11 protein-coding genes and 1 tRNA gene are annotated in these 12,497 nt (G+C 74.6%); 7 read left to right on the top strand and 5 right to left on the bottom strand.

Going from position 1 to position 12,497, the window contains the following annotated elements:
- Positions 1-27: 27 nt before the first annotated feature.
- Positions 28-100 (top strand) — tRNA-Arg (locus tag ASF47_RS19490).
- 85 nt (positions 101-185) lie between these two features.
- Positions 186-929, top strand: coding sequence for an SDR family NAD(P)-dependent oxidoreductase (locus tag ASF47_RS19485; protein ID WP_056865711.1), 744 nt, complete (start codon positions 186-188; stop codon positions 927-929).
- A gap of 27 nt (positions 930-956) precedes the next feature.
- On the opposite strand, the gene ASF47_RS19480 is transcribed toward ASF47_RS19485, so the two are convergent.
- Positions 957-2,129 (bottom strand): saccharopine dehydrogenase family protein, encoded by a 1,173-nt coding sequence (locus ASF47_RS19480; RefSeq protein WP_056865710.1) that lies wholly within the window; start codon positions 2,127-2,129, stop codon positions 957-959.
- Between the two features lie 163 nt (positions 2,130-2,292).
- Between ASF47_RS19480 and ASF47_RS19475 the strand changes: the two genes are divergently transcribed.
- Genes ASF47_RS19475 through ASF47_RS19465 form a run of 3 tightly spaced genes read left to right on the top strand, consistent with a single transcriptional unit; the run spans position 2,293 to position 5,461 of the window.
- Positions 2,293-4,281 carry a beta-propeller domain-containing protein gene (locus tag ASF47_RS19475; RefSeq protein WP_162242300.1) on the top strand — a complete coding sequence of 663 codons (1,989 nt, stop codon included), beginning with the start codon at positions 2,293-2,295 and terminating at the stop codon, positions 4,279-4,281.
- A gap of 20 nt (positions 4,282-4,301) precedes the next feature.
- Positions 4,302-4,571 carry a DUF2277 domain-containing protein gene (locus ASF47_RS19470; protein ID WP_056865708.1) on the top strand — a complete coding sequence of 90 codons (270 nt, stop codon included), beginning with the start codon at positions 4,302-4,304 and terminating at the stop codon, positions 4,569-4,571.
- Positions 4,568-5,461, top strand: a complete 894-nt coding sequence (locus tag ASF47_RS19465; RefSeq protein WP_082500537.1) for an NAD-dependent protein deacetylase — start codon at positions 4,568-4,570, stop codon at positions 5,459-5,461. The genes ASF47_RS19470 and ASF47_RS19465 overlap by 4 nt, the downstream gene beginning before the upstream one ends.
- A 36-nt stretch (positions 5,462-5,497) precedes the next feature.
- On the opposite strand, the gene ASF47_RS19460 is transcribed toward ASF47_RS19465, so the two are convergent.
- Complete coding sequence (locus tag ASF47_RS19460; RefSeq protein WP_156698073.1) at positions 5,498-5,881, bottom strand: hypothetical protein; 384 nt, start codon at positions 5,879-5,881, stop codon at positions 5,498-5,500.
- A 255-nt stretch (positions 5,882-6,136) separates the two neighbouring features.
- Positions 6,137-6,823 (bottom strand): metal-dependent transcriptional regulator, encoded by a 687-nt coding sequence (locus tag ASF47_RS19455; RefSeq protein ID WP_056865706.1) that lies wholly within the window; start codon positions 6,821-6,823, stop codon positions 6,137-6,139.
- Between the two features lie 107 nt (positions 6,824-6,930).
- Between ASF47_RS19455 and ASF47_RS19450 the strand changes: the two genes are divergently transcribed.
- Together ASF47_RS19450 and ASF47_RS19445 are read left to right on the top strand one after the other, a co-directional pair.
- On the top strand, positions 6,931-8,289 hold the full coding sequence (locus tag ASF47_RS19450; RefSeq protein ID WP_235558815.1) for a cryptochrome/photolyase family protein: 1,359 nt from the start codon (positions 6,931-6,933) through the stop codon (positions 8,287-8,289).
- A 68-nt stretch (positions 8,290-8,357) separates the two neighbouring features.
- Complete coding sequence (locus ASF47_RS19445) at positions 8,358-9,980, top strand: glycoside hydrolase family 13 protein (protein WP_056865704.1); 1,623 nt, start codon at positions 8,358-8,360, stop codon at positions 9,978-9,980.
- 96 nt (positions 9,981-10,076) lie between these two features.
- On the opposite strand, the gene ASF47_RS19440 is transcribed toward ASF47_RS19445, so the two are convergent.
- Positions 10,077-10,529, bottom strand: coding sequence for a MarR family winged helix-turn-helix transcriptional regulator (locus tag ASF47_RS19440; protein ID WP_235558814.1), 453 nt, complete (start codon positions 10,527-10,529; stop codon positions 10,077-10,079).
- The gene (locus tag ASF47_RS19435) at positions 10,529-12,148 is read right to left on the bottom strand and encodes an MDR family MFS transporter (RefSeq protein ID WP_082500562.1); all 1,620 of its coding nucleotides are present in this window, start codon (positions 12,146-12,148) and stop codon (positions 10,529-10,531) included. The genes ASF47_RS19440 and ASF47_RS19435 overlap by 1 nt, the downstream gene beginning before the upstream one ends.
- Positions 12,149-12,497: the final 349 nt, after the last annotated feature.

Genomic DNA, 12,497 nt, shown 5'->3' with positions numbered 1-12,497 from the left:
CAGGATGTCGGCGCGCACGACGCACCCGCCCCAGTAGCTCAGTGGATAGAGCAGCCGCCTCCTAAGCGAAAGGTCGCAAGTTCGACTCTTGCCTGGGGCACCCACGGCTGGCGCGGTCGGCGGTCCACGCGACCGGCCGTCCGGCCACGGCGCCGCGCTGGCAGCGGCGACCTAGGCTCGGGCGCATGGACCTGGGACTCTCGGGCGCCCGCGCGCTCGTCACCGGCGGCAACCGCGGCATCGGCCTGGCGACGGCGCGTCGCCTCAGCGCGGAGGGGGCGCGGGTGGCGCTGCTGGCCCGCGACGGCGAGGCTCTGGAGCGGGCCGCGGCCTCGATCGAGGGGGCGGTGACGGTGCAGGCCGACACCACCGACGACACCGCCGTGCGGGCCGCGGTGGAGCGCGCCGCGGGCGAGCTCGGCGGCCTCGACGTGGTCGTCAACGCCGCCGCTCCGCGGGCCAGCGGCGGGCGCACCCCGGGGCTGGCCGGCCTCGACGACGCGGAGTTCCTGGTGGAGATGGACACCAAGGCGCTGGGCTACGCCCGCGTCGTGCGCGCGGCCTCGGCGTACCTGCTCGACGGGGGCGGGCGGATCGTCAACGTCTCCGGCATGAACGCCCGCAAGACCGGCTCGATCACCGGCTCCGTGCGCAACATCGCGGTCGTGGCGCTCACCAAGAACCTCGCCGACGAGCTCGGGCCGCAGGGCGTCAGCGCCGTGTGCGTGCACCCCGGCCTCACCGTCACCGAGCGCAACGCCGACGACGGCGACTACCTGGTCAAGGCCGCCGACAACGCCCTGGGGCGTGCGATCACCGCCGACGAGGTGGCGACGGCGGTGACGTTCCTCTGCTCGCCCCACGCCGCGATCGTCAACGGCGGCGTGGTCACCCTCGACGGGGGCCGACCCGGGTCGCTGTGGGCCTAGGCGCCGACCCACCCGCCGAGGCGGGACTCAGGCCACGACCTCGAAGGTGAGGCCGGCGGCGACCAGCCGCGCGATGAGCGCGTCACCCATCGCCTGGGCCGTGGTGACGCAGCCGGCGGTGGCGGGCAGCTCGTCGAGCACCAGGCACAGCGCCGACTCGGCGAGCATCTTCGCGGTCTCGGAGTAGCCCGGGTCGCCGCCGGACACGCGGGTGTGGATCGAGCGTCCCTCGCTCTCGGCGACGAAGTCGACGGTGAACCACGACCGCGCACGGCGGCTCTCGTCGGGGCCCTCGCCCTGCTTGATCCGGCCGAGGAGCGCGTTGCGCAGCGGGCGCACCTGGGCGGCCAGGCCGATCGCGGAGACGCCGAGCGCCCCGCCGGCGGCGTAGCGCAGTGTCTTGGTGCCGGCGAAGTGGGAGTAGCGGAACTCCGGCCCGTAGGCCTCCAGCGCCGCCCCGCTGCGCGCGACGACCTGGGGGTCGATGGTGGGCATCGGCAGCAGCCACAGACCGAGGGCCTTGTCGCGGTGGGGCTTGCCTGCGACCGCGCGCGAGGAGCGGCCCTCGGGTCGCGGCTCGGCACGGCGGCGGGCCTTGAGGGCCTCGCTCATCTGCTTGGCCCGGGCGAAGGCGCCGATGGCGGAGTGGAAGGTGCCGCCCGAGACCATGCCGCTGGCGCGGACCACGCCCCGCATGGCCACCGCGCCGCTGGCCCGCAGCTGCTGCACCGTGTAGAGCGCACCGAGGTCGTGCGGGATCGAGTCGAAGCCGCAGGCGTGCACGATCCGGGCGCCGGTGCGGGCAGCCGTGGCGTGGTGGGCGACGTACATGCGGTCGACGAACTCCGGCTCGCCGGTCAGGTCGACGTAGTCGGTGCCGGCCTCGGCGCAGGCGCGCACCAGCGGCTCGCCGTGCTGGAGGTAGGGCCCGACGGTGGTGACGACCACCTTCGTGCGTGCCGCCAGGTCGGCCAGGCCCGCGGCGTCGGTGGCGTCGGCCTCGAGGAGCGGCAGGTCGGCGAGGGCGGGGTCGACTCTGACCAGGCGGGCGCGCACGCGCTCGAGCTTGTCGCGGCTGCGACCCACCAGGGCCCAGCGCAGCCCGGTGGGCGCGGTGCGGGCGAGGTACTCGGCGGTGAGGCCCCCGGTGAAGCCGGTGGCGCCGAAGAGGACGAGGTCGAGCTCGCGGGAGTCGGGCATGCCCGTCATCCTCGCACCGCGCCGTCGCCGGGAACCAGCGCGGGCCACCCGCCGTCACAGCCCCGTGCCCGCCACCCCCACGCCCCGCCTCCTCCGCCCCGTCGTCGCGTCCCGTCGGGCCCGCGCCGGGCGGCCCGGCCCCCCGGTCGCGACGCTGCTCGCCGTGCTGCTCACCGGCGCGCTCGCGGCCGGGTGCGGCGCAGCGCCGGCCGGCGACGGGCCCGCCGCCGGCCCGGCCGGCCCCGACCTCGGGACCGCCGGCCTCCGAACCACCGGCGACGGGACCGCACGGGCCACCTGGCTCGGCGGCGACCTGGTGCCCGCCGACTCGTGCGCCGACCTCGCAGCGGCGTACGCCGACCTGGGCGAGGACCTCGTCGGCCCCCACGGCTGGGAGGACCCGTACTTCTTCCTCGACTCCCCCTTCTTCGCGGCGCGGGGCGGCGCGCCGGAGCTCACCGCGTCGGACCGGGCGGCGAGCGGCCCCACCGCGGGCATGACCCGGGCCGACCCCAGCGCCACCGGCACCACGGTGCAGGAGGCCGGCGTCGACGAACCCGACACCGTCAAGACCGAGGGCTCCCTGCTGGTGCGCGTCGCCGGCGGCACGCTGAGCACCCACGACGTGGGCGGCGCGCAGGTCGTCGGGCTCGGCTCGCTCGACCTGACCGCGACGTCGCTGGTCGACCCCGAGCTGCTGCTGGTGGGCGACACCGTCGTGGTCGTGGGCCGCGACCGGGCCGCGGCGACCACCCCGCGGATCGCCGGCACGCCGGCGTCGACCTCGACCGCGCCCTCGACCAGGGTCCTGACCGTCGACGTCTCCGACCCGACCGACCCGCGGGTGACCGCGTCGACGGCGTACGACGCGGGGCTCGTGCGGGCGGTGCAGCACGGCACGGTGGTGCGGCTCGTGCTGTCCTCCGGCCTGCCCGACCTGCCCTTCACCACGCCGCGCCGCGCGGGCGGGAGCACCGCGGCCACCCTGGCCAACCGCGAGGTCGTGCGCGCCGCCACCGCGGCCGACTGGTTGCCCGGGGCCACCGTGGACGACCTGACTGCCGACGGCGCGTCGACCACCGCGCCCGCCGTGACCTGCGACGACGTCGCCGTGCCGTCGCAGGAGGCCGGTCTCGGCACGCTGGCGGTGCTCGGCCTCGACGCGGCCACCCCGGAGTCGGCGGCGCGGAGCCTGGTCGACCCGAGCGGCTCCGGCCTGCGGGTCGACACCGACCTCGCCTACGCCTCCGACGAGCGGCTCTACGTCGCCACCGCCCCCGCCTGGGCGGGCTGGGACCCCACCGGCGCGACCGGCACCGGGCTCACCACGGTGCACGAGCTCGACCTCGAGGGCGTCTCCACCTCCTACGTCGCCTCCGGTGAGGTGCTCGGCACGCTCGCCGACCGGTGGGCCATGGACGAGGCCGACGGGGTGCTCCGCCTGGCCCTCGGCCCCGGTGCCGGCACCGGGCCGGCCAACGCCGTGGCCACCCTGCGCCGCGACGGCGACCGGCTCGTCGAGGCGGGCCGGGTCGACGGGCTGGGCCGCTTCGAGAGCATCGAGTCGGTGAGGTGGTTCGACGACCTCGCGATCATGGTGACCTTCCGCCGGGTCGACCCGCTCCACACCGTCGACCTCTCCGACCCCGACCGGCCGCGGCTGCTCGGGACCCTGACGGTGCCCGGGTTCTCCGCCCACCTCCACCCGCTCGGGCCCCGCCGGCTGCTGGGGATCGGCGAGGGTCCCGACCGCGGCGCGTGGGGTGCGCAGGTCGGTCTCTTCGACCTGGGCGACCTCGCGGACCCCCGCCCCCTGGGCGTCCACCACTTCGCCGCCGGCACCACGCTGGGCGCGTCGGTCGACCCGCGGCAGCTGACCTGGCTGCCCGGCGCCCGGACCGCGCTGAGCGTGGTCCACGGACCGGGTCGCACCCGACCGCACCTGGCCGTGGTGTCGCTCACCGACGGTCGCGTCTCGGCCCGCACCCTGCCCCTGCCGCGTGGCACCGAGGCCCGCGGCGTGCGCACGGTGCTGCTGGCCGACCGCCGGGTCGTGCTGCTCACCGACCGGTCCACGACCCTGCTCGACGCGGCCCGGCTCGCCCCCGTGCCCGATCCGGCGCCGGGCTCCGAGCAGCCGCCGGCCCGCTGAGGGCGGCGTAGGCTCGTCGCATGTGCCGCAACATCCGCCAGCTCCACAACTTCGAGCCGCCGGCCACGCGAGACGAGGTCACGGCGGCGGCGCTGCAGTACGTGCGCAAGGTCAGCGGCAGCTCCAAGCCCTCGCAGGCCAACCAGGAGGCCTTCGACCGCGCCGTGCGCGAGATCGCCCACCTGACCCAGCACCTCCTCGACGACCTCGTGACCGCCGCGCCGCCCAAGGACCGCGAGGTCGAGGCGGCCAAGGCGCGTGCGCGGGCCGAGGTGAGGTACGCCCGGTGAGCCTGCTGCCCACCCGCTCCCCCGCCGCGACCTCCCCGTCGCAGCAGCGCGACCCCGACGCGACCGCCCACGACCCGGCCACCCGTGCCGCCGCCCTCGACCTGCTCGCCGACCGCGACCTCGTCGTGCTGACCGGCGCCGGGCTCTCCACCGACTCCGGGATCCCCGACTACCGCGGGCCGCAGGCGCCGACCCGCACCCCGATGACCTACCAGGAGTTCGTGGCCACCCCCGAGGCCCGCCGCCGCTACTGGGCCCGCAGCCACCTGGGCTGGGGCCGGATGCGTCATGCCGACCCCAACACCGGGCACCGCGCGCTCGTCGAGGTCGACCCCGACCTGCTGATCACCCAGAACGTCGACGGACTGCACGAGCGCGCGGGCAGCCCGCGCCTGGTGGCCCTGCACGGACGGATCGCCGACGTGGTCTGCCTGGGCTGCCGCCGCACGACCTCGCGCGCGGCGCTGCACGAGCGGCTCAGCGCCCTCAACCCCGACTTCGGCGCAGGGCACGACGACGCCGAGACCCGGCCCGACGGCGACGTCGAGCTCGAGGCGTCGCTCACGGAGTCCTTCGTGGTGCCCGACTGCGACTGCGGCGGCACCCTGAAGCCCGACGTGGTGTTCTTCGGCGAGAACGTGCCGGCCCCGCGGGTGCAGCGCTGCTACGACGCCGTCGACGCACTGGGCGCGGGAGGTGCGCTGCTGGTCGTCGGGTCGAGCCTGACGGTGATGAGCGGCTTCCGGTTCGTGCGCCGGGCGGCGCGCGCCGGCACCCCGGTGGTCGTGGTCAACCGTGGCGCCACGCGCGGCGACGCGCTCGCGACGTACGCCGTGGAGGCCGGGTGCTCGGGCTTCCTGGCCGACCTCGCCGCGCGGCGCGTCGGCTGAGCCCGGACCCGGACCCGGGTCGGGCCCTGCGCCCGGTCAGTCGCGCCGGTCGCGGTCGCGCAGGTCGCCCAGCAGGTCGAGCAGGGACTGCACCGACTCGCCCGACCCGGCGGCGGGGCCGCGCGGCGCGAGGCCGTCGCCCTGCTCGAGGCGCTCCCAGGCCAGCTCGGGAGGCATCCGCACGCCGCGGCGCAGGACGTAGCGGGTGTCGGCCAGGTCGAACTCCAGGTCGACCACGCGGGCGCTGAGGAACTCGCCGTCGGCGGTGAGCACGACGACCTCCTCGTCGATCTCCAGGCCGCGCGTGAGGCGCGTGCCGACGTGGCTGACCACGATGTCTCCCTCGAGCACACCGAGCTCGAGCGCCGTCGCCGGCACCTCCACGAGCTCCATCTCGAGCACTCCCCTCGCCATGCTCATGGCGACCTCCCTCAGGTCCAGGTACGTGCGTGTGCAGGGACAACGAGGGGGGACGCCGGCGGTCACGGCGCACCGCACCGGTCTGGACCAGTGCTCCGAGAGTCGTGCGTCGAGCACCATCATGCCCGCCCGCCCCTGAGAGCGCCGCGATTTCGGTCACCCGACACCGCACGTGGTGCGCGTTCCGCAGCACGGGGGTAAAGCAACGGGCCATCCCCGCAGTGCGGGGACGGCCCGGTCGGCGACGGCCGAGGCTCAGAGGCGCTTGACGAAGATGTGGTCGGCGGCGTCGAGGACGATCTCGGCGGTCTCGCCACCGGACCCGACCAGCACGCCCTCGCCGGTCTGCACCACCGTGACGGTCTTGTCGGGCAGGGCGCCGACCCGGCGCAGGGCGCTCATCAGCGCCTCGTCCTTCTGCATCTCCTCCGAGATGCGCCGCACGAGCACCCGGCCCTCCTCGGCCGAGGCGACGTCGGCCAGCGACTCGACCCCGGCCATGAACTCCTCCCCGACCCGGCTCTGGCCCAGCTCCTCCAGGCCCGGGATGGGGTTGCCGTAGGGCGACTCGGTCGGGTGGTCGAGCAGCTCCAGCAGCCGGCGCTCCACGGTCTCCGACATGACGTGCTCCCAGCGGCAGGCCTCCTCGTGCACCAGCTCCCAGTCGAGGCCGATCACGTCGATGAGCAGCCGCTCGGCGAGGCGGTGCTTGCGCATGACGCGGGTGGCGAGCCGGTCACCCTCCTCGGTCAGCTCGAGGTGCCGGTCGCCCTGCACCGTCAGCAGGCCGTCGCGCTCCATGCGCGCCACCGTCTGCGAGACCGTGGGGCCGCTCTGGTGCAGCCGCTCGGCGATCCGCGCGCGCAGCGGGACGATGCCCTCCTCGACGAGCTCGTAGATCGTGCGCAGGTACATCTCGGTGGTGTCGATGAGGTCGCTCACACCCCCATTGTCCCCCATCGCGCGCCTCGTCCCGACCGGCGCCCGGCGTGGCGGAACGGGACCGGAGGGGGGAGGCCGCGGCGACGCGGTGGTGGCAGGGTCGCCGGGTGGCTGACTCGACGACCTCCGTGATGTGGTTCCGCCGCGACCTGCGCCTGGGCGACAACCCCGCGCTGCTCGAGGCCGCCTCCGACGGGGCGGTGCTGCCGCTCTTCGTGCTCGACCCCCACCTGTGGGACCCGGCCGGGCCGAGCCGCCGCGCCTACCTCGGCGCCTCGCTGCGCGCCCTCGACGCGCAGCTGCGGCAGCGGCACACGCGGCTGTCGGTGGTGCGTGGCGACCCGGTGCGCCGGGTGGTGCTGGCCGCGAAGGCGGTCGGCGCACGGCGCGTGCACGTCGCGGCCGACTTCGGGCCCTACGGCCGCGAGCGCGACGAGCGGGTGGAGGAGGCGCTCGGCGAGGCCGGGATCGAGCTGGTGCGCACGGGCTCGCCGTACGCCGTGGCGCCGGGTCGGGTCGTCAACGGCTCCGGCAAGGCCTACCAGGTGTTCACCCCCTTCTCCCGCGCCTGGAACGACCACGGCTGGCGGGCGCCGGTCGACGCGCCGTCGGGCGGGAGCTGGGTCGAGCTCGAGGACGGCACCACCGACGTGCCCGACCCCGACCTCCCCGCCGGGCTCGAGCTGCCCGAGGCCGGCGAGAGGGCCGCGCGCGCCCGCTGGGAGGAGTTCCTGGACCGCGTCGACGACTACGACGACGACCGCGACCGCCCCGGGGTGGAGGGCACCAGCCGGATGTCGGTGCACCTCAAGTACGGCGAGGTCCACCCGCGCACCCTGCTGGCCGACCTGGCGCAGCGCCGCTCGCGGGGCGCGGCGACCTACCGCACCGAGCTGGCGTGGCGCGAGTTCTACGCCGACGTGCTGGCGCGGCGCCCCGAGACGGCGCGCGACTACCTCAAGCCGGAGTACGCCCGGATGGCCTACGACTCCCCCGGCGAGCAGCTCGCCGCCTGGCAGGAGGGCCGCACGGGCTTCCCGATCGTCGACGCCGGCATGCGCCAGCTGCGGGCGACCGGCTGGATGCACAACCGGGTGCGGATGATCACCGCGAGCTTCCTGGTCAAGGACCTGCACCTGGAGTGGCAGCTGGGCGCCGGCCACTTCCTGCACTGGCTGGTCGACGGCGACCTGGCCAGCAACAACCACGGCTGGCAGTGGACCGCCGGCAGCGGCACCGACGCCTCGCCCTTCTTCCGGGTCTTCAACCCCACGACCCAGGGCCGCAAGTTCGACCCCGGGGCCGCCTACGTGCGTCGCTGGGTGCCGGAGCTGGCGGAGGCCGCCGACCCGCACGAGCCGTCCTCGCAGGACCGGGAGGCGGCCGGCTACCCCGAGCCGATCGTCGACCACAAGGCGGAGCGGCTGGAGGCGCTGGACCGCTACGCGGCGATCAAGGACCGCTGACACGAGGCCGTCCGGCCCGGCCCGCGAGGGCTGGGCAGGGGGCAGGATCGTGTGATGGACTTGTGGGCATGACTTTGAACGATCCAAAGAGCCCCGAGGCCCCGGAGTGGTGGCGTCACGCCGTCATCTACCAGGTCTACCCCCGCTCGTTCGCCGACAGCGACGGCGACGGCATCGGCGACCTCCCGGGCATCACCTCGCGCCTGCCCTACCTGCGCGACCTCGGCGTCGACGCGCTGTGGATCTCGCCCTTCTACACCTCGCCGCAGAAGGACCACGGCTACGACGTGGCCGACTACCGCGACATCGACCCCCTCTTCGGGACCCTCGAGGACGCCGACCGTCTCGTCGCCACCGCGCACGAGCTCGGCCTCAAGCTGATCGTCGACCTCGTGCCCAACCACACCTCCGACGCCCACGCGTGGTTCCAGGCCGCCCTGGCCGCCGGGCCGGGCAGCGCGGAGCGCGCCCGCTACCTCTTCCGGGAGGGCAGGGGCGAGGACGGCTCGCAGCCGCCGAACAACTGGAGCTCGGTCTTCGGCGGGCCCGCCTGGACGCGGGTCGAGGACGGACAGTGGTACCTCCACCTCTTCGACTCCACCCAGCCCGACCTCGACTGGCGCAACCCCGAGGTCGGCGACATGTTCGAGGACGTCCTGCGCTTCTGGCTCGACCGCGGCGTCGACGGCTTCCGGGTCGACGTGGCCCACGGCCTGGTCAAGGAGGAGTCGCTGCGCGACCAGGTCGTCGACGAGGGCGACACCCCGGCCAGCGGCGAGATCAACCCCGAGGCGGTCTCCAGCATGGTCGAGCGGACCATGCGCGACGAGCCGATGTGGGACCAGCCCGAGGTGCACGAGGTCTACCGCCGCTGGCGCACGGTCCTCGACTCCTACGAGGGCGACCGGATGATGGTCGCCGAGGCCTGGACGCAGTCGGCCGAGTCGATGGCCCGCTTCGTGCGCCCCGACGAGATGCACCAGTCCTTCAACTTCTCCTGGCTGCTCGCCCCCTGGTCGGCCGAGGAGTTCGCCTCGGTCGTCACCGGCACCCTCGAGGCGCTCTCCGGCGTGGGCGCGAGCCCGACCTGGGTGCTGAGCAACCACGACGTCGTGCGCCACGTGACCCGCTACGGGGGCGGAGCGGTCGGCCTGGCGCGGGCGCGCGCCGCGACCCTCGCGATGCTGGCGCTGCCGGGCTCGTCGTACCTCTACGAGGGCGAGGAGCTGGGCCTGGAGCAGGTCGACGTCGAGCCCGAGCACCGCCAGGACCCGTCGTGGTTCCGCACCGGCGAGGTCGGCCGCGACGGCTGCCGCGTGCCGGTGCCGTGGAGCGGCGACGCCGCCCCCTACGGCTTCGGCCCCGGCGACGCCCAGCCGTGGCTGCCGCAGCCCGACGACTGGGCCCCGCTGACGGTGGCCGCCCAGCAGGCCGACCCCGACTCGACGCTGGCGTTCTACCAGAAGGCGCTCGCGGCACGCCGCGCCTTCGCGGAGACGGCGGGCGACGAGGTCGAGCTGCTCGACCTCGGCCGCGACGTGCTGGCCTTCCGCCGCGGCCCGCTCACCGTCGTGGTCAACTGCGGCGAGACGCCGGTGACCCGCCCCGCCGGCGACGTCGTGGCCAGCAGCGGCCCGGTCTCCGACCTGCTGCCGGTCGACACCGCGGTCTGGCTCACCACCGGCGACTGAGCACCCGCCCGCCGCACGACACCGACCGGCCGCCGGTCCCGGGAGTCCCGGGCCGGCGGCCGGTCGGCGGTTCGTCGGCAGACGGTCAGCGGCCGGTCAGCGGTCGGTCGGCTGGTTGAGCGCGCTGTTGTAGCGGTGGAGGACGTCGGCGAAGGCCGCCAGCTCGCTCTCGTCCCAGTCGCCGAGCCGCTCGTCGAGGAACTTGCGGCGGTGCTCCTGCACGTCGATGAGACGGCGCACCGCCTCGTCGGTCGCGGCGACCAGGGAGGCCCGGCCGTCCTCGGGGTCGCGGGTGCGCTCCACCAGCCCCAGGTCGGCGAGGTGCTGCACCTGGCGGCTGATGGCGCCCTTGTCGATGTGGAAGGCCTCCGCCATCGACGAGGAGCGCATCGCGCCGTGGTCGGCGAGGTAGCTGAGCATGAGGTAGGAGGCCGGCTGCAGCTCCTCGTGGACGGCGAGCGCGCGCTCGCCGATCACGCGGCGGACCCGGCGGATCAGCACGCCGACCTCCTGCTCGAGCTTCATCAGGTGCTCCGTGCGCGCGGTCATCAGGACCGCAGCGTAGTGGGGTGCTCGGCGTCGGCGCGGTGGCGCCCGCCGTCGGTGAGCGCGTCCTCGAGGCCGTCGAGCGGGTCGGAGGCCCCGTCGGACCCGTCGGCCGCCTCGTCGGGCACCAGGTCGTTGGTGGTGCGCAGCGGCACCTCCTCGATGAAGAGCACGCAGACCAGGGCGAGCACCGCGAAGGGCGTGGCCACGAGGAACAGGTGGCCGAAGGACTCGCCGAAGGCCGACTGGAAGATCTCGCGCACCGGGCCGGGCAGGGTGTCCAGGTCGGGAATGGAGTGGCTCTCGGTCTCGCTGCCCCCGCTCACGCCGATGGCCGCGAGGCCGCTGGCGACCTTGTCGGCCACCTGCACGCTCAGCAGCGCACCGAGGGCCGAGACGCCGGCCGAGCCGCCGAGGGAGCGGAAGAAGGCGACGACGGAGCTGGCGGCGCCCATGTCCTTGAGCGCCACGTTGTTCTGCACCGCGAGCACGAGGTTCTGCATCGTGGCGCCCAGGCCGACGCCCAGGACGGCCATGAAGAGGCCGATGACGACCAGGCTGGTGGTGTCGTCGATGGTGCCGAGCAGGCCCAGGGCGACCACGACCAGCACCATGCCGCCGACGAGGTAGCGCTTCCACAGGCCCGTCTCGGAGATGATCCGGCCCGTGACGATGCTGGAGACGAGCAGACCGCCGACCATGGCGATCGACATCAGGCCGGCCTCGGTCGGGGTCATGCCCCGGGCGACCTGGAAGTACTGGCTGAGGTAGACGGTGGAGCCGAACATCGCCACGCCGATGAGCGTGGAGGCGACGGTCGCGAGCGCGATGGTGCGGTCCTTGAACAGGTGCAGCGGGATGATCGGCTCCGCCGCGACCCGGCCCTCGACGTAGAGGGCGGCGGCGATGACCAGGAGACCGCCCACGACCATGGCGGCGGTGGTGGCCGAGGCCCAGGCGAACTGGTTGCCGGCGAGGCTGACCCAGACCAGCAGGATGCTGACGCCGGTCATGATGAGGGTGGCGCCGAGGTAGTCGATGGAGACCTGGCGCCGCACCACGGGCAGGTGCAGGGTCTTCTGGAGCAGCACGAAGGCGAGCGCGGCGACGGGCAGACCCACGAAGAAGCAGCCGCGCCAGCCCAGGGGCGAGTCGACGATGAGGCCACCGATGAGGGGCCCGCTGACCGTGGCGAGCGCGAACGTGGCGCCGATGTAGCCGGAGTAGCGACCGCGCTCGCGCGGCGAGACCATGCTGGCGATGACGACCTGCACCAGTGCGGTGAGGCCGCCGACGCCGAGGCCCTGGATGACACGGGAGCCGATCAGCACCTCCATCGACGGCGCGAAGGCGGCGATGAGCGAGCCGATCGAGTAGATCACCAGCGCGAGCTGCACCAGCAGCTTCTTGCTGAACAGGTCGGCCAGCTTGCCCCAGATCGGGGTGGTGGCGGTCATGGCCAGCAGCGTGGCGACGACGACCCAGGTGTAACCGGTCTGGCTGCCGTCGAGGTCGGCGACGATGGTCGGCAGGGCGTTGGTGACCACCGTGCTCGACAGCATCGCCACGAACATCGCCAGCAGCAGGCCACTCATGGCCTCCAGGATCTGGCGGTGCGTCATCGGCGCGTCCGCCACGGGCGGGTCCGCCGGAGGGGCCGGGGTGGACGGGGACGTCTGGGTCACGGGGTCTGCTCGCTTCACGACGGGTAGAAGGTTGTCGAGGGCAACGGTATTCCCGACCGTTGCCCCCGACAACCATTCTCCCTGTGGGTCGGGTCACGCCGACCCCGGTGACGCCTCCCCCTCAGACCTGGAAGCGGGCCACGAGGGCTTTGAGCTCGGTGGCCATGGTGGCCAGGGCGGTGGCGGACTCGAGGGTGTTGTGGGCGCCGTGGCGGGTGTCGTCGGCGGCGGAGGCGACTTGGGCGATGTCGTCGGCGATGCCGTTGGCGCCGCCGGCGGCTTCGGT

Origin of the sequence: Nocardioides sp. Leaf285 (assembly GCF_001422955.1) — a bacterium.
Lineage (GTDB): Bacteria > Actinomycetota > Actinomycetes > Propionibacteriales > Nocardioidaceae > Nocardioides > Nocardioides kribbensis.
This window is presented reverse-complemented; position numbering and strand designations above follow the sequence as displayed.